Below are 15196 nucleotides of genomic sequence, written 5' to 3'. Positions count from 1 at the left end.
AAGGAGTCTTCCGCGTGTTCTGCGTACTTCTGCGCCTTCGGCGTTCAAGAAATTCCTGATCACTACGCCGACAAAAGTCGAGACGCCTTCGGGTCGCGAAAAATCAGTGGCCGCGCCGGCGCCTCGCCGGCCTCCGCGCGCCGCAGCGCCTCGAGCACCACGCCATGGTGCGGGCTCTTCGGGCACACCGGGTCCGCCGTCTGCGCATCGCCTGCCAGCATGTAGGCCTGGCAGCGGCAGCCGCCGAGATCCTCTTCCCGTTGCGGGCAGGAGCTGCAGGGCTCCTTCATCCAGCCCGTGCCGCGAAAGCGGTTGAAGCCGTCGGAGTCCAGCCAGGCGCTGGCCACGCTGGTCTCGCGCAGGTTGGGAAAGCGCAGGCCCGGCAGCATCTTTGCCGTGTGGCAGGGCAGGGCGGTGCCGTCGGGCGCCACGGTGAGGAACATGCTGCCCCACCCGTTCACGCATTTCTTCGGCTTGGCATCGTGGTAGTCGGGCGCCACGAAGAACAGGCGCATGCGCCCGGCCAGCCGCACCCGCCATTCGTTGGCCACCGCCTCGGCGTGCTGCAGTTGCGCGCGCGTGGGCAGCAGGTGGTCACGGTTCTCCAGCGCCCAGGAGTAGTACTGCGTGTTGGCCAGTTCCAGGTATTCCGCACCGAGATCCTCGGCCATCGCGATGATGCGGTCCATGTGGGCTATGTTCATCCGGTGGATCACCACGTTCAGCACCATCGGCCAGCCGTTCGCCTTGATCGAGCGGGCGACACGCTGCTTCAACTCGAAGGTGCGGGTGTGCGAGAGGAAGTCGTTCATCTCGCGCGTGGAATCCTGGAACGAGAGCTGCACGTGGTCCAGCCCCGCCGCCTTCAGCGCCGCCGCGCGCTCCTCGGTGAAGCCCACCCCGGAGGTCAGCAGGTTGGTGTAGTAGCCCAGGCGGTGCGCATGTTCGACCAGCACCTCGAGGTCATCGCGCAGCATCGGCTCGCCGCCGGAGAAGCCGCACTGCACGGCGCCCAGCGCGCGCGCTTCGGAGAGCACGCGCAGCCAATCCTCCGTGCCCAGTTCGTCGGTCTGCGTCGCGAAGTCGACCGGGTTGTAGCAGAAGGCGCAGTGCAGCGGGCAGCGGTACGTCAGTTCCGCCAGCAGCCACAGCGGCGGTCCCGGTGGCGCGCTGTGGTTCATGCCAGCTCCACCCAGCGCTGTTGCACGGCGATGTCGAGGAAGGCCAGCACTTCGGGCTCCAGCCCGGTGGTGGCGAAGGCCTGCTGCAATTCGTCGACCAGCGCGCTCACCTCGCGGCCGTCGCAGCGCTTCAAGATTTCGCCGGCGCTCTGGTTCAACTTCACCATGCCTTCCGGATAGAGCAGCACGTGGGCCTGCTGCACCTCTTCCCATTGCAGGCGAAAGCCCGGTGCGATGCGCGGGCGGCTGGCCGGTCCGGGGGCGTTCATGGCCATAGTCCGTAGTGCTGCGCGAGCGCATCGTTCATCGCCCACAGGATGTCGAGCTTGAACTGCAGGATGTCGAGCGCCCGCTCCTGCTGCGGACGGGTGGAGAAGTGGTCGAGCGTGAGCGCCAGGCCCTGTTCGACGTCGCGCCGCGCCTGGGTCACGCGGCTGCGAAAGTACTGCAGGCCCTCGCTGGCGATCCAGGGATAGTGCTCGGGCCAGCCGGCCAGGCGCTGCTTGTGGATCTCGGGCGCGAACAGCTCGGTGAGCGAGGAGCAGACCGCCTCCTGCCATGGCGCCCGCCGGGCGAAATTCACGTAGGCATCGACGGCGAAGCGGATGGCCGGCAGCACGTGCCGCAGGTCCGTGATCTCCTCGCGCGCCAGCCCCGTGGCCATGCCGAGGCGGATCCAGGCTTCGATGCCGCCGGGGTCGTCGCCCTGGCCATCGTGATCCAGGATGCGCTGCACCCAGCCGCGCCGCACCTCGCGGTCCGGGCAGTTGGAGAGCACCGCCGCGTCCTTCACCGGGATGGCGATCTGGTAGTAGAAGCGGTTGGCCACCCAGCCGCGGATCTGGGCCGGCGTCGCGCGGCCCTCGTTGAGCATCCGGTTGAAGGGATGGTGGATGTGATAGGCCTTGCCGCGCTCGCGCAACTGCGCCTCGAACTCCTTGCGGCTCCAGGGGGCAGCGGCGCTGGCGGGCAGCGGCGGTGCGAGGGAGGGGTCGATCAGGGCGATGATGCTTCTCCGTCGCTCACAGGGCAATCTGCAAGCCGTCGTGGGCCACCTCCACCCCATGGCGCGTGAGCAGCGCCCGCTCGGCGCTCTCTTCGTCAAGGATGGGATTGGTGTTGTTGATGTGGATCAGCACCTTGCGCGTGGCGGCGGGCAGCGAACCCAGCCACTCGAGCGTGCCGCCCGGTCCCGAGATGGGAAGATGGCCGATGCTGCGCCCGGTCTTGCGGCTGAAACCGAGGGCGATCATCTCGTCGTCGGTCCAGAAGGTGCCGTCGACCAGGACGCAGTGCGCGGCGCGCATGGCTGCATCGACATCACCATTGCGCTCACCCAGGCCGGGGGCATAGAAGACGCGCTGTCCGCTCGCGGCGTCGATGATGGTCAGGCCGATGTTGTCGCCCGGCACCGGCGCGTCCCGATGCGGCGAATAAGGCGCGGCCTTGCTGGCCAGGGGCAGCGCCGCGAAGCGCAGGCCGGGCACGCCCGCCATGGTGAATTCGCTGCCGTCGAGCGGGATCGGATGGCGCTCCACGCCGCAGTAATGTTCGAGTACGCGCAGGATCGGGTTGCCGCGCGTGAGGTCCTCGTGCACCGGGTCCGCGCACCACAGGGGCAGCGGCGTGCCGCGTTCGCGCAGCATGTAGAGGCCGGTGGTGTGGTCGACCTGGCCATCCATCAGCAGCACGGTGGCAATGCCGCTGTCGCGCGGCGCCCGTGCCGGCTGCAGCGCCGCGTGGGCGCGGATCTGCGCCAGGAGGTCGGGCGAGGCGTTAACCAGCGCCCAGTCTGCGCTGGCGTCACCGCGGACGCAGATCGACGATTGGGTGCGCGCCCGTGTGCGCAGCGTCCCGGCGCGTACGCCGGCGCAATTGCGGCAATTGCAATTCCATTGCGGAAAGCCGCCGCCGGCAGCCGAGCCCAGGACGTGGAGCAGCATGTGCGGTACGGGCCGGAGGCGGACCGCCCGCCGGGCGACCCGTCCCCGGCGGCGTGCTTCAGCGAGCGGCCACGTACATCGTGATTTCGAAGCCGAAACGGAAGTCGCAGGCTTGCGGGGTCGTCCAGGTCATGGTGCTGTCCTCTCTTGGTGGGGAGCGCGGTCTGCGCCCGAAGACGCGAAAGCATCTTCGCTGTGCAGGGTAGAGCGACGCGGGACGCAGCGCAGCGTCCCGATCTGGAAAGAAGACTCATGATTTTCATGAATCGGATGCCGGCAGGCCGGCGCCGGGTGCGCAACATTGCGCTTGCGCAATCCCGCGGAGTCTCCCAGCATGTCTTCCATGGAGACTCGCGCCTGCATCGATTCGCCGTGTCGCACGGGCAGGCTTGCCGTGGGAGGCGGCCATGCGATCGCGTGGCAGGAATTCGGGGCGGCGCAGGGCGTGCCGGCGCTGGTGCTGCATGGCGGGCCGGGCTCCGCGCTGACGCCGGGGCTGGTGCGCTTCTTCGACCTGGCGCGCTGGCGGGTCATCGGCTTCGACCAGCGGGGCTGCGGTGCGAGCACGCCGCGCGGCCGGATCGCGGACAACACCACGCACCACCTGTTGCAGGACATCGAAGCGCTCCGGCGGTCCTTGGGCGTGGCCCGCTGGTGCGTCGTGGGGGGCTCCTGGGGCGCGACGCTGGCCCTGGCGTATGCCGGGCGACATCCTCATGCCGTCAGCGGGCTGCTGCTGCGCGGCCTGTTCGTGCCGGATGCGCAGGAGCTGCGCTGGTTCTTCCACGGCGCCCGGGCACTGGCGCCGCACGCCTGGGAGGACCTGGCCGCCCTGGCGCCACCGGCCGCGCGGGAGCACCTGCTGCCTTGGCTGACCGCAGTGTTCGACCATGGCGCGCCCGCCTTGCAGGAACGCGTCACGCTCGCGTGGCTGGCCTGGGAGCAGGCGCTGGCCGGGAGCAGTGCGCCGGCCCCTGCGGATCTGCAGCCGGCCATCGACCGCTACCGCGTCCAGTCGCACTATCTCGCGCACGGCTGCTGGCTCGGCGACTGGGCGCTGCATGCGGCAGCCCGCAACTTGCCCCGCGTGCCGGTCCGCTTCCTGCATGGTCAAGCGGATGTCGTCTGCCGGCCGGCCGCCGCGCGTGCCGTGCAGGCGCTGATCCCGGGCAGCCACTTCGACCTGGTGCCGCACGCCGGCCACGATCCCATGCATCCGGCCATGTCCGCGGCCATGCAGGAGGCGTTGCGCTCCCTGTCGCAGCGGCAAGAGGAGAACGCGTGAGCCTGCGCCTGAAGATCAACCTGATCGTCGCCAGCGTGATCGCGCTGCTGGTGCTCTCCACCATCGCGCTGCAGCTCGACGGCGTGCGGCGTTCGGTGCGCGAGGAGATCGTCGCCACCAACCGCGTCACCGTGCAGTTGCTGCAGCGCCTGGCCCTGCAGTACCCGATGGACATGGAGAGCCTGCTGCGCTTCTTCCAGCAGCTCGGCCGCGTGCGCGCCAACAACATTACGCTCACCGACGAAGCCGGCCACGTGCTGTACCGCTCGCCCCCGGCGACGTACAAGCTGGGGCGCGAGGCGCCCGCCTGGTTCTCCGCGCTGATGCTGCCCCAGCCTTCGCGCCAGGTGCTGGTGCTGCCGATCGGGCGGCTGGTGGTGGAGGCCGAGCCCTCGCGCGCGGTGCTGGATGGCTGGGACGACATCGTGACGCTGGCCGCCGCCGGTGCCGCGGGGCTGGTCGTGATCAATGTGCTGGTGTTCTGGGCGGTGGGGCGTGCGGTGCGGCCGTTCCCGCTGATCGTGGGCGGCCTCAACCGGCTGCAGAGCGGCGACTTCGACACCGTGCTGCCACCGCTGGCCGGCGCCGAGGCCGCGGCGATCGGTACGGCGTTCAACGGCATGGTGGCGGTGCTGCGGGACAACCTGGCCAGCCGGCAGCGCGCCTTCGAGGCGGAACGGCGCCTCTCGGATGCGCGCGAGCTGGCCGGCCGCATCGAGGAACACGTCGATGCGCAGCGGCGCGAGATCGCGCGGGCCCTGCACGACGAACTGGGCCAGTCGGTCACGGCGATCCGCAGCCTGGCGATGTCGATCGCGCTGCGCAGCGACGGCGCGGATCCGCAGTCAGCCCAGGCCGCCCACCTGATCGAAGAGGAAGCGGCGCGCCTGTACGACCACATGCACGGCATGATCCCGCGCATCGCGCCCATGCCGCTCGACCACCTCGGCCTCGCCGAAGCGCTGGGTGACCTGGTCGATCGCGTGCGCGCCAGCCACGCCGGAACGCGCATCGAGCTGGACACGCAAGGCGTGCCCGAGCCGGTGCAGGAGGCCACGGCGCTGGTCGCCTATCGCGTGGTGCAGGAGGGACTGACCAATGCCTTGCGCCACGCACACGCGCGGCAAGTGCGCGTGGCGGTGGCCGGCGATCAGGGCAGCCTGCAGGTCAGCGTGACCGACGACGGCGCCGGCCTGCCCGAAGACTGGCGCGCCAAGGGCCACTTCGGCCTGCGCTGGCTGACCGAACGCGCCGAGTCGCTCGGGGGCACGCTGGCGGTGGAACGGCGCGCCGAGGGCGGCACCGAGGTGAGGGCGGCGCTGCCGCTGGCCGCATGATCCGCGTGATGCTGGTGGACGACCATGCGGTGGTGCGCATGGGCTTTCGCATGCTGCTCGGCACCGCCGGCATCGAGGTGGTGGCCGAGGCCGAGAGCGGCGAGCAGGCCTGCCGCGACTATCCCGAAGCCGCGCCCGACGTGGTGGTGATGGACATCTCGATGCCCGGCATGGGCGGCCTCGAGGCGATCCGCCGGCTGCTGGCGCACGATCCGGCCGCGCGCATCCTGGCGCTCTCCGCGCTGGAGGCCACGGCCTATCCGCAGCGCGTGTTCAAGGCGGGCGCGCTCGGCTACCTGTCCAAGCGCGGCGCGCCCGAGGCGCTGATGGATGCGGTGCGCACCGTCGCTTCCGGTCACCGCTATCTCGATGCGCAGCTCGGGCAGAAGCTGGCCTTGGCGCAGATCCAGGGGGGAGCGAGTCCGGCCGACGTGTTGACCGCCCGCGAATTCGCCGTCTTCCTGCAACTGGCCCAAGGCCTCACCGTCTCGCAGATCGCCGACAACCTGAAGCTGGCACCGAGCACGGTCGGCACGCATCTCTACAACATCAAGCAGAAGCTGGCCGCGGGCAACCAGGCGGAGTTGACGCTGGTGGCCTTGCGGTGGGGCTTGATGGAGGCGTAAGGCCTTGGATGGCACCGGCGTTCCCCCATTCGAATGACATGGATGCTCCCCGCGCCTTGACGGCGCCGGGCGCACGTCGCCAGACTCGCGAGCCGCGATCAGCGTGCCGAAAAGCTTCGAGATAACAAACAGGAGACCCATGGCCATGAGAGCTTCCCTGGTGTTGATTTCCTCCGTTGCCGCCCTGTGTGCGGCCGGCCTTTCCGGTTGTGGCGGCGCTTCGGCGCAGAACACGGCCTTCACCCTGAGCAGCACGGACCTCGCCTCCGGCACATTTGCCAACCAGTTCATCGCGAACGGCTTCGGGTGTACCGGCGGCAACGTATCGCCATCGGTGCAATGGGCCTTCCCGCCGGCGGGAACGCAGTCGTTCTCGCTGCAGGTGCTGGACCTCGATGCGCCGACCGGCAGCGGCTTCTGGCACTGGGCCGTCTACAACATGCCGGCGAACGTCACGGGCCTGCCGCAAGGTGCCGGCAATTCCGCCGCCTCGCTGCCTGCACCCGCGCATGGCGGCAACACCGACTTCTTCGATACCGGCCTCCTGGGCAGCAACGGCAGCTTCTCGAACGGCAACGGCAACTACGGCGGCCCGTGCCCGCCGGTGGGCGATCCGCCTCACCGCTACGTGTTCACCCTCTACGCGCTTTCGGTGCCCGACCTGGAAGCGGCCGCGGGGATTCCGCCGACCGGCACGGCGGGGCTGCACAGCTTCGCGCTGAACAAGGGGATCGGCCCGGTCTTGCTGGGCAAGGCGACTTTCACGGCGACGTTCAGCCGCTGATTCCGGTGGGGATGCCGCAGGCATCCTCCGGGTCGGCCTGCGCGGCGACCGCGCCAAGCTTTTGTTCCAGCGCCGGCCGGTCGGGCAGGAGTTCGCCGTTCCAGCGGATGGCAGGAAGGGTCGCGGTCTTCATCTTTGCGGTGTGGCGCATTTACGATGCACATGCAGCCTCGACGCAGTGGCCAACGGCTTCGATCGAGGCGGGTCGCGCATGGTCGGCCGATGCCGGTCCGCGCGGCTCCAGCGGCTCGATCATCCGCGTCGCCCGAACTGCAATGGCGAGTCGGCGCAGGAGCGCATTCAAGTCCAGACGGAAGTGGCGACCGAGCTGAAGATTCCTCTGCTCGATGCGGGCGGATTGATACCGAACCCATGCCTCGCCGAGGTCCGCATAGGCACAGGTCGGGATCACGTCGATCGACAACATGACAAGCTCCTGGTGAAAGTGACAGAGGCCCTCCTCCGCGAGCACGGAGCACGGCCCCTCGCGGTCAGGCCTTGGTCTTGACAAGGCCTAGCTGGGTGAGCGCCTTGACGCCATCGTCCAGGCCGATCTCTTCGACGATCTTGCCGTCGTTGAGACGCAGCACTGTGGTGCCAGTGAAGTGCATCCGCCGACCTGATGCTGCCGGCAGGCCTCCCACCAGGAAGTCGTCGAATGCCGGTCCGGTGTGCGTTCCACCACCTTCCCAACGGCCGACCACGTAGTCACCTTCGCCAATGAGATCGGCAGCGCCCCAGAAGTGGAGATCGGGAAAGGCCTTGCGGAAGGCCGCCATGAAGGCCTTGATGTCCTCGCGACCGCGGCGCGGCTCGTGCAGCGAATAGTGCAAGAGCATGTCGGGCGCAGCGATCTCATCGACGATGCCGAGATCGCAGGTCTTGCCCCAGAAGTTGGTGAACCATCGGCCGACGATGGCCTTGTTGTTGGCGGTGGACATGAGATGTTCTTTCTGCGTTGACGCGGAGTGGTCCGAGAGAGGAAGCAGTTCGTGCATCCGTCTGCCGCAGATTAGTGGTCAAGCTCCTGGAGAACGCTCCGTTTCTTGACCTCGAATGGCTATGGCGTGGTCGCGCCTTGATCGGGCGCGAGCTTCCTCAACGCCGCAAGAGCGCGCGCCGAAACGTCAGGTTGAAGCGCACGCTGCCGGTAAGCGCGTGATAGCTCTCGCGCAGCGTGTCGACGCCATGGAAGTTCAGGCGGGCAGGGCCGCCCCAGACGACGATGTCTCCATGTTCGACGCGGACTCGGCGCGGCCGATCCGCGCGCGTTGCGCCGCCCCACAGAAACGTCGCCGGCACACCCAGCGAAACCGACACGATCGGTGCGTCGAAGTCCAGTTCGTTCCGATCCTGATGAAGCGCCAGCCGAGCACCAGGCGCATACCGATTGACGAGGCAGGCATCAGGTTCGAAGTGCGCAAAGCCCGCCTCCCGGGCGGCGCGGGCGGCAAGGTCGGCAAAAAGTTCGGGCAGTGCAGGCCATTGCCGGCCTGTCTCAGGATCGATTGCGTCGTAGCGATACCCACTGCGATCGCTCAACCACCCAGCATCCCCGCAGTTCGTCGTCGCGACCGACATCCGCCACCCTCGGGCAGTCGTCATGTGACGCAACGGCGCAGCGTCTGCGATACGCTCGATCGCAACCAGCAAAGCGGCTGCGTCTTCGAGCGCAAAACCGCGCAGGATGGTCGCGCCGGATTCGAGTTCGATGGCCTCGACGCCAGCGGTCGACGGGTCGGCCGTGTCGAACAGGGTCTGCTGAACGGGCATCTCAACTCGCGTCATGGAAGATGATGCCGAGCGTGCGCCGATGCCCTGCGATGATCTTGCTGACACCGTGGCGCAGCTTCACGCGATAGTCACCGCGCGTGCCATGCACTGGCCGGCTGTTGACCGCGAAGACGACGGCATCGCCCTTCGTCAGGGGGACCACCGCGGCGCGTGTCTGCATGCGCGGGCGTTGCTCCGTCAACACGAACTCGCCGCCGGTGAAGTCCGCCCCAGGCCCGGAGAGCAGCACCGCCACCTGCAGTGGAAAGACCTGCTCGCCGTAGAGGTCCTGGTGCAGGCAGTTGTAGTCACCGGCACCGTAGTTCAGCAGCAAAGGCGTCGGCCGGCACTGGCCGGATGCAGCGCATCGCGCGATGAATTCGTCATGTGCGGCGGGGAAGCGCGCCGCCATTCCCATGCGCGCGTGCCACTGGTTGGCGATGGGTGCGAGCTGCGGATACAACAGCTTTCGCAGGTGCTGGACCAGCGGCGGCAGCGGGTAGGAAAAGTATCGGTACTCACCCCGCCCGAATCCGTGGCGCGCCATGACGACATGGCTGCGGAACCCCGCTTCCTGGTCATAGAGGCAAGCGATGTCATCGCACTCTGGCCCTTTGAGGAGGCCGCGCAGCACGGACCAGCCCTGCGCTTCGAGATCGTTTTCCAGGGCGGCGACATCGATGCGGTGGATGCGCGCAGTGACGTCGTCGCCTGGCAGGTCGTCCCGCCTCACGCCGCCTTCTCCTGATAGCGATCTTCGCGTTCGTTCGACTCGCGAGCGAGCAATTCACGCTTTCGCTCCACACCCCAGCGATAGCCGGAGAGCCCGCCGTCCTGTCGCACGACCCGATGGCAGGGGATGGCTACTGCGATCGCGTTGGCAGCACAGGCTCCGGCGACTGCGCGCACGGACTGCGGCGATCCGATCTTCTCCGCGATGCTCGAGTAAGTCGCTGTTTCACCGGCGGGGATGGCACGCAGCGCCAGCCAGACACGCTGCTGAAACGCTGTGCCCCGCACATCCAGAGGCAAGGCGAGCCCGCGCGCAGGAGCTTCCACGAGTCCCACCACCTGCGCCACCAGCTGCTCGTATGCGGCGTCTGCGCCAACGAGTTGCGCCTTGGGAAACCGGTCCTCGAGATCGCGCACCAGCCCGCCCGGATCGTCGCCCAGCAAGATTGCGGCAACGCCCTTGCCGCTGGATGCAACAAGGATGGCCCCGAGGGAGCATTGGCCGACGGCAAAGGTCAGCACCTCGTGCGCGCCGCCGGACCGGTATCGGGTCGGGCTCATGCCGAGTACACCCGAGGAGGCTTCGTAAAAGCGGCCGTTCGACCCGAACCCTGCTTCGTGGAACGCTGCGGTGACCGTAGTCGCCTTGGGCAGGCCCGCTCGCAATCGCGCCGAACGGCCGGCTGCCGCATAGGCCTTTGGCGTCAGGCCGGTGATCTTCTTGAAAAGGCGATGGAAGTAGTGGGGACTGAGCTCCACGGAGTCTGCGAGTTGCGCCAGCGAGAGCGGCTCGGTCGCTTCGTCGAGGAGCCTGCAGGCCTTCGTCACGATGGCCGTGTTCGCCGCATCGATGGAGATCCCACCCGGGTTGCAGCGGCGGCAGGCCCGAAAGCCCGCGGCCTCGGCGGCGGCAACGCTGTCATGCAATTGCACGTTTCTCGGATTTGGGAGGCGAGACGGGCACGAGGGCCGGCAGTAGACACCCGTCGTGGCGACCGAATACCAGAACGCGCCATCGGCGGTCTTGTCACGTGCCGCGACTCGCGCCCAGCGTGGATCCAGCGTGATGTCGGAGGTGTGCGCGTTCATGATGGGCTGCTTGAAGTGGGGATCTACCCAGTGTCATGAAAGACATCGTACGGCGCACTCCGGGTCTTGCTTTTGAATCGAGAGGCAACGAAGTGCAGTTTGCGCTATCGCGGCGCCGAGGCAAAGTGCTTCAGTAGTCCCAATTCTCGGAACCCAAAACGGACCGCTGCAGTTCTGCACGGCGGGTTGACCAGTCCGGAAGAAGCCGATCCATGAGGCGGGCGAACTGGTCCCCGTGGTTTCGCTCCAAGAGATGCACCATTTCATGCACGACGATGTATTCCAGGCACCGCATGGGCTTCTTGGCAAGTTCCAGGTTCACCCAGATGCGTCCCGCGTCGATGCTGCAGGTGCCCCATTTGGTCTTCATCCTCTTGACGCCCCAATCGCGGACCCGTACTCGCATCACGGGCTGCCATTTCTCCAGCAAGGGCGGGATCAGTGCCTTGAGCTGTTCGCGATACCAACGCAGGAGAACATCCTCTCGTTGCTCGATCGTTGCACCCGGACGCACGAAAAGGTCGAGCATGCGAAGACCGCGAATCGCAACCCGCTGTGGCCCGTCCTGCTCGTGCACCCGCAGCCGGTAACGCCGCCCCATGAAGTAGTGGCTTTCGCCGCTGACCATCTCGCGCGGTGATTGGCGTGGCTGCCCGGCAAAGAGCACGCGCTGCCGCTTGATCCACGCGAGCTTCTCGATGACAGCCAGGCGGACCGCGTCGTCGCTGATCGCGATCGGAGCAGCAACCCGGACGCGACCGGCCGGCGGATATACGCCGAGATGAAGGTTCTTGATGTCCTTGCGCACCACTTCGACGGCGATACCGCTGACCGTGATGCGCCGAGCGCTAGTAGTCATTCTGGTTTTTCACCAGCGCCAGGATGCGGTCCGTTTCGGTCTCGAGGTCCAGCGGCGGGGGCGAGGGCGCGTTGCCTGGATCATGCGCGCCCTGATGCAGGTCCGCCGGCATGTCCGTCCCAAGGGCGAAGCGGATCGCCAGCCGCACCCGCTTCGTCTTCATTGCGCTTTCCCGCCAGCCAGCCTGAAGGCTCGCCTTCACTGCAGCGTCCACCTTCATGGCCAAGGCAGCGTTCTGGCCCAGGTTGTTGTACAACGCGCGTTGCGCCGCAGAGGTCACTTGCGCCGGATACCCACCGGGCCCGCCTCCCGGCTGCGTCGCCTGGACGGTCAGCGCCGCGATCTTCTCCAGATATTCCTTGTAGCTGACAACGCCCTTTCGGCGTTGCTCGATCAGAGCGTCGAGCAGTTTCGACATCTTGTCGTAGTAGGCCGGATCGACAGGTGACTCGTTGACGATCAGTCGGCGTACGTTGTTCTCGATGGTCTCGGCAACGGCCTGCTCGTTCTTGCGGATCCCGCCCGGCAGCGAGTCCACCGCCGCCGGGCCGCGCTCGACGATCAGTTGAATCAGGCTCATGTCGTCGAAGGCGGAAATCTTCTCGCTCTCCTCGGCCCTGATATACGTGTCGATCAGGTACCGCATCGCCGGCTCGTAGGCCTTCAGGTCGATGTAGTCGCCGCTGGCGAGCTTGACTTCATCGCGCACCTTCGTGAAGTGGTCCACCTCGCCCTTGATCTGCTCGATTTGCGCTGGCGTATAGCCCGCTTCGGCAAGCTCACTGGCCAGTGCAGCATATGCACGCAACAGCGTGGCGGTGAACTTGTACAGCTTCAGGCGTTTGGGCTCGTTGTCCTTGAGCTGGGCCGCATTGCCAGAGTCGCTGGCGCAGAAGTAGGTCAGATACGCTGCCGAATCGTGCGGAGGAAGAACAGGCTCGCACAAGGCCTTCACCGCTTCGCGCGCCTCCTCCAGATCCTCGCGAGCTTTCTCGATGCGGTCTTCCAGCAGGCCCTTGACGTCTTCCTTGTCGTAGCCATCGAGCGCGCCGCTGGTGTAGTCATTGACTGCACCTTCGAGGCTCTTGAACAGGTCCTTGTAGTCGACGATGTAGCCGTATTCCTTGTCCTCGCCGTCGAGCCGGTTGACGCGGCAGATGGCCTGGAACAGCCCATGATCGCGCATCTGTTTGTCGATGTAGAGGTAGGTGGCCGACGGCGCGTCGAAGCCGGTGAGCAGCTTGTCGACCACGATCAGCAACTTCATCTGCCCCGGCTCGTCGACGAACTTCTTCTTGACAGCCAGCTCGAACTTTTCGGCCTTGCCCATCGCGGACTCCGCGGGCTCGTGGAACCAGTCCGCCAGCATCTTGCGGTACACGCCGTACTTGGCGAGGTTGTCGGTCTCGCCCTCGCCAGTCGTCTCGCCCTTGGTGTCCGCCACCTTGGGCACATAGCTGCTGACAACGGCGCACTTGCCCTTCAGTTCCGTCTGGTCGAACAGTTCGAAGTACTTGCAGGCCTCGTAGATGCTGCCGGCCACCAGCATCGCATTGCCGTGACCGTCTGCCAAGCGCGCCTTCGTGTTCATGTCCATCATGACGTCGGCGACGATCTTCTGCAGCCGCGACTTGCTGGAGAGCACTCGCTGCATGGTCCCCCACTTCTGCTTGAGCTGGGCCTTGGCGAGGTCGTTCAATCCCTTGGTCTTGACCTCGAACCACTCGTCGATCTTCTTTTGCGAAGTGATGGACTGGTCCACGTCGCGCGCCTCGTAGCGCAGGTCCAGCACCACGCCTTCGCGCACCGCCTGGTCGAATTTGTAGGTGTGGATGTAGCGCCCGAAGATCTCAATGCTCTTGCGCTTGTCGGCCTTGAGCAATGGGGTACCGGTAAAGCCGATGAACACCGCATTGGGCAGCAACACCTTCATCGCCTCGTGCATGTCACCGCTCTGGGTGCGGTGGCACTCGTCCACGAACACGTGGAGATCGCCCTTGGCCTTGAAGTCGGGCGGCAGCCGCTTCAGCGACTCGATGAACTCCTTGGCGCCCTGGTCATCGTCGCCGTCGTCAGCGTCCTTGCCGCCGAACTTGTGCACCAGCGAACAGAGCAGGGACTCGTCCGTGCGATTCAGCTTGTCGATCAGGTCGGCACCGCTCCGGGTCCTGTAGATCGTCTCGCTGACGCCCGTGAACACCTTCTCGATCTGCTCGTCCAGCTCGGTGCGGTCGGTGATGATCAGCACCCGCGCCCCGGTGCGGTTGGCCAGGATCCACTTGGCCAGCCACACCATGGTCAGGCTCTTGCCGCTGCCCTGGGTGTGCCAGATGACGCCCCCCTCGCGCCGCGCAACGAACTCCTGCGCTGCCTTCACGCCGAAGTACTGGTTCTGCCGGCACAGCTTCTTGGTGCCGGCATCGAACACGACGAAGTCGTGGATCAATTCCAGCAGGCGCACCGGCTGGCAGACCTGAAGTACGTGGCGGTCCAGCAGGTTGGGCTCGGCAGCGAACTCGCCGGAGTCCTCGACCCACTTGAGGTAGTACTTCTCCTTGGTTTCGGTCGTGCCGTAGCGCAGGCCCTCCGTGTCGTTGCCCGCCATCACCCACTGCATGGTGGAGAAGAAGGGCTCGATGAACTCCTTCTTCTGGTTGTCCAGGTTCTGGCGAATGCCTTCAGCGACTGACACGGTGGAGCGCTTGAGCTCCAGGACACCGAGCGCCATGCCATTGACATACAGAACGATGTCCGGCCGCTTGCCGGAGGCCTTCGCATTCGCGGCATTCACCGTGACTTCTTCGGCGAAGGCGAAATGATTGGCCTGAGGCTGCGCCCAATCGATCAACCAGACGGTGACCGTGTTCTCGCCGATCTCCGGCTTGACGTGGACGCCGTAACGCAGGAGCCGATAAACCTCGGCGTTGCGGTCGTACAGGCTCTTGCTAGCGTCCCCTGAGACTTTCTGCAGTTCATGCAGCGCGCGGCTGACCAGCAGTTCACTCACGCGCTGCTTGAGAAGCCAGGCCCGCACGAGCGCAGGCTCGATGTTGCGGTTGTCGGCGCGAGCTATCCAGTTGCCCAGATGGTCATAGCGCAGGCGGTCACGCAGCAGCGCGACGATCCGGTCCTGGGTGCGCTTTTCGATCTGGCCGACATTGCTCATGGACTAAATGGGTTCATCAGTTGCACGCCCGTGCCGGCGAAGTCGGTCACGTTGCGCGTCACCACTGCCATCCCGTGCTCCAGGGCCGTAGCGGCGATCATCGCGTCCCGGTCCGGGCGCGGCTTGGGCACGTGCATGGCTGCGCACAGGGTTGCAGTGCTGTCGGTGAACGGCAGGATGCGGCCGGCAAAAGTAGCCCGGACGCCGGTCAACCAGACCCGTAGCGCCTGGCCTTGCGGCGGCGTCTTTCGCTCCAGCGCCATCACGCCTTTTTCCAACTCGAGAATGCTGATGGCCGAGAGAAAGAACTGGCTGGTTGGCAAGCTTGCGGCCCACGCTCGCACCGCAGGAGATTGATTGGGCTTGCCGTGGCGCAACTCCGAAATCACATTGGTGTCGAGGACGTACATCGCTGCGCGAG

The 15196-nt window shown here is 66.4% G+C and carries 18 protein-coding genes; 4 read left to right on the top strand and 14 right to left on the bottom strand.

What is annotated here, in order from left to right:
• Positions 1-62 precede the first annotated feature (62 nt).
• The 5 genes from pqqE to pqqA are packed head-to-tail and all read right to left on the bottom strand — an operon-like array spanning position 63 to position 3257.
• The gene (gene pqqE / locus JWP60_RS12840; RefSeq protein ID WP_299791609.1) at positions 63-1181 is read right to left on the bottom strand and encodes a pyrroloquinoline quinone biosynthesis protein PqqE; all 1119 of its coding nucleotides are present in this window, start codon (positions 1179-1181) and stop codon (positions 63-65) included.
• Positions 1178-1450 carry a pyrroloquinoline quinone biosynthesis peptide chaperone PqqD gene (pqqD, locus tag JWP60_RS12835; RefSeq protein WP_299791606.1) on the bottom strand — a complete coding sequence of 91 codons (273 nt, stop codon included), beginning with the start codon at positions 1448-1450 and terminating at the stop codon, positions 1178-1180. The genes pqqE and pqqD overlap by 4 nt, the downstream gene beginning before the upstream one ends.
• Entirely contained in the window at positions 1447-2154 is a 708-nt protein-coding gene (gene pqqC, locus JWP60_RS12830; RefSeq protein WP_299791863.1) for a pyrroloquinoline-quinone synthase PqqC, read from the bottom strand. The genes pqqD and pqqC overlap by 4 nt, the downstream gene beginning before the upstream one ends.
• A gap of 49 nt (positions 2155-2203) precedes the next feature.
• Positions 2204-3124: a pyrroloquinoline quinone biosynthesis protein PqqB gene (gene pqqB, locus JWP60_RS12825; RefSeq protein WP_299791603.1), complete on the bottom strand. Its 921-nt coding sequence runs from the start codon at positions 3122-3124 to the stop codon at positions 2204-2206.
• Between the two features lie 58 nt (positions 3125-3182).
• Positions 3183-3257: a pyrroloquinoline quinone precursor peptide PqqA gene (gene pqqA, locus JWP60_RS26765; RefSeq protein ID WP_092938944.1), complete on the bottom strand. Its 75-nt coding sequence runs from the start codon at positions 3255-3257 to the stop codon at positions 3183-3185.
• Between the two features lie 210 nt (positions 3258-3467).
• On the opposite strand from pqqA, the gene JWP60_RS12820 reads away from it, so the two are divergent.
• The 4 genes from JWP60_RS12820 to JWP60_RS12805 all read left to right on the top strand — a co-directional run bounded on the left by JWP60_RS12820 (position 3468) and on the right by JWP60_RS12805 (position 7156).
• Positions 3468-4409, top strand: a complete 942-nt coding sequence (locus tag JWP60_RS12820; protein ID WP_299791600.1) for an alpha/beta fold hydrolase — start codon at positions 3468-3470, stop codon at positions 4407-4409.
• Positions 4406-5746, top strand: coding sequence for an ATP-binding protein (locus JWP60_RS12815; RefSeq protein ID WP_299791597.1), 1341 nt, complete (start codon positions 4406-4408; stop codon positions 5744-5746). The genes JWP60_RS12820 and JWP60_RS12815 overlap by 4 nt, the downstream gene beginning before the upstream one ends.
• On the top strand, positions 5743-6372 hold the full coding sequence (locus JWP60_RS12810) for a response regulator transcription factor (protein ID WP_299791594.1): 630 nt from the start codon (positions 5743-5745) through the stop codon (positions 6370-6372). The genes JWP60_RS12815 and JWP60_RS12810 overlap by 4 nt, the downstream gene beginning before the upstream one ends.
• 145 nt (positions 6373-6517) lie before the next feature.
• Positions 6518-7156: a YbhB/YbcL family Raf kinase inhibitor-like protein gene (locus tag JWP60_RS12805; RefSeq protein WP_299791591.1), complete on the top strand. Its 639-nt coding sequence runs from the start codon at positions 6518-6520 to the stop codon at positions 7154-7156.
• Here JWP60_RS12805 and JWP60_RS12800 read toward each other — a convergent pair.
• The 9 genes from JWP60_RS12800 to JWP60_RS12760 all read right to left on the bottom strand — a co-directional run bounded on the left by JWP60_RS12800 (position 7146) and on the right by JWP60_RS12760 (position 15185).
• Positions 7146-7289: a hypothetical protein gene (locus JWP60_RS12800; RefSeq protein ID WP_299791588.1), complete on the bottom strand. Its 144-nt coding sequence runs from the start codon at positions 7287-7289 to the stop codon at positions 7146-7148. The genes JWP60_RS12805 and JWP60_RS12800 overlap by 11 nt on opposite strands.
• A gap of 18 nt (positions 7290-7307) precedes the next feature.
• Positions 7308-7583: a hypothetical protein gene (locus JWP60_RS12795; RefSeq protein ID WP_299791585.1), complete on the bottom strand. Its 276-nt coding sequence runs from the start codon at positions 7581-7583 to the stop codon at positions 7308-7310.
• Positions 7584-7647: 64 nt separating this feature from the next.
• Positions 7648-8097, bottom strand: a complete 450-nt coding sequence (locus tag JWP60_RS12790; RefSeq protein WP_299791582.1) for an ester cyclase — start codon at positions 8095-8097, stop codon at positions 7648-7650.
• A 157-nt stretch (positions 8098-8254) separates the two neighbouring features.
• Positions 8255-8944 (bottom strand): DNA oxidative demethylase AlkB, encoded by a 690-nt coding sequence (alkB, locus tag JWP60_RS12785; protein WP_299791579.1) that lies wholly within the window; start codon positions 8942-8944, stop codon positions 8255-8257.
• Positions 8931-9647 (bottom strand): 2OG-Fe(II) oxygenase, encoded by a 717-nt coding sequence (locus tag JWP60_RS12780; protein WP_299791860.1) that lies wholly within the window; start codon positions 9645-9647, stop codon positions 8931-8933. The genes alkB and JWP60_RS12780 overlap by 14 nt, the downstream gene beginning before the upstream one ends.
• An 11-nt stretch (positions 9648-9658) precedes the next feature.
• Positions 9659-10750: a bifunctional DNA-binding transcriptional regulator/O6-methylguanine-DNA methyltransferase Ada gene (gene ada, locus JWP60_RS12775; RefSeq protein WP_299791576.1), complete on the bottom strand. Its 1092-nt coding sequence runs from the start codon at positions 10748-10750 to the stop codon at positions 9659-9661.
• Positions 10751-10880: 130 nt separating this feature from the next.
• Positions 10881-11609, bottom strand: a complete 729-nt coding sequence (locus JWP60_RS12770) for a SprT family zinc-dependent metalloprotease (protein ID WP_299791573.1) — start codon at positions 11607-11609, stop codon at positions 10881-10883.
• The gene (locus JWP60_RS12765; RefSeq protein WP_299791570.1) at positions 11599-14775 is read right to left on the bottom strand and encodes an HsdR family type I site-specific deoxyribonuclease; all 3177 of its coding nucleotides are present in this window, start codon (positions 14773-14775) and stop codon (positions 11599-11601) included. The genes JWP60_RS12770 and JWP60_RS12765 overlap by 11 nt, the downstream gene beginning before the upstream one ends.
• Positions 14772-15185 carry a type II toxin-antitoxin system VapC family toxin gene (locus JWP60_RS12760; RefSeq protein WP_299791567.1) on the bottom strand — a complete coding sequence of 138 codons (414 nt, stop codon included), beginning with the start codon at positions 15183-15185 and terminating at the stop codon, positions 14772-14774. The genes JWP60_RS12765 and JWP60_RS12760 overlap by 4 nt, the downstream gene beginning before the upstream one ends.
• Positions 15186-15196: the final 11 nt, after the last annotated feature.

Source organism: Ramlibacter sp. (genome assembly GCF_028291745.1).
GTDB lineage: Bacteria > Pseudomonadota > Gammaproteobacteria > Burkholderiales > Burkholderiaceae_C > Ramlibacter.
This window is presented reverse-complemented; position numbering and strand designations above follow the sequence as displayed.

Excerpts from the sequence above, each read along its gene's own strand:
- pqqE (WP_299791609.1), bottom strand. The coding sequence starts at position 1,181 with ATGAACCACAGCGCGCCACCGGGACCGCCGCTGTGGCTGCTGGCGGAA.
- JWP60_RS12765 (WP_299791570.1), bottom strand. The coding sequence starts at position 14,775 with ATGAGCAATGTCGGCCAGATCGAAAAGCGCACCCAGGACCGGATCGTC.
- JWP60_RS12795 (WP_299791585.1), bottom strand. The coding sequence starts at position 7,583 with ATGTTGTCGATCGACGTGATCCCGACCTGTGCCTATGCGGACCTCGGC.
- ada (WP_299791576.1), bottom strand. The coding sequence starts at position 10,750 with ATGAACGCGCACACCTCCGACATCACGCTGGATCCACGCTGGGCGCGA.
- JWP60_RS12820 (WP_299791600.1), top strand. The coding sequence starts at position 3,468 with ATGGAGACTCGCGCCTGCATCGATTCGCCGTGTCGCACGGGCAGGCTT.
- pqqD (WP_299791606.1), bottom strand. The coding sequence starts at position 1,450 with ATGAACGCCCCCGGACCGGCCAGCCGCCCGCGCATCGCACCGGGCTTT.
- JWP60_RS12760 (WP_299791567.1), bottom strand. The coding sequence starts at position 15,185 with ATGTACGTCCTCGACACCAATGTGATTTCGGAGTTGCGCCACGGCAAG.
- pqqB (WP_299791603.1), bottom strand. The coding sequence starts at position 3,124 with ATGCTGCTCCACGTCCTGGGCTCGGCTGCCGGCGGCGGCTTTCCGCAA.
- JWP60_RS12810 (WP_299791594.1), top strand. The coding sequence starts at position 5,743 with ATGATCCGCGTGATGCTGGTGGACGACCATGCGGTGGTGCGCATGGGC.
- JWP60_RS12800 (WP_299791588.1), bottom strand. The coding sequence starts at position 7,289 with ATGAAGACCGCGACCCTTCCTGCCATCCGCTGGAACGGCGAACTCCTG.
- JWP60_RS12790 (WP_299791582.1), bottom strand. The coding sequence starts at position 8,097 with ATGTCCACCGCCAACAACAAGGCCATCGTCGGCCGATGGTTCACCAAC.
- alkB (WP_299791579.1), bottom strand. The coding sequence starts at position 8,944 with ATGACGCGAGTTGAGATGCCCGTTCAGCAGACCCTGTTCGACACGGCC.
- JWP60_RS12805 (WP_299791591.1), top strand. The coding sequence starts at position 6,518 with ATGAGAGCTTCCCTGGTGTTGATTTCCTCCGTTGCCGCCCTGTGTGCG.
- JWP60_RS12770 (WP_299791573.1), bottom strand. The coding sequence starts at position 11,609 with ATGACTACTAGCGCTCGGCGCATCACGGTCAGCGGTATCGCCGTCGAA.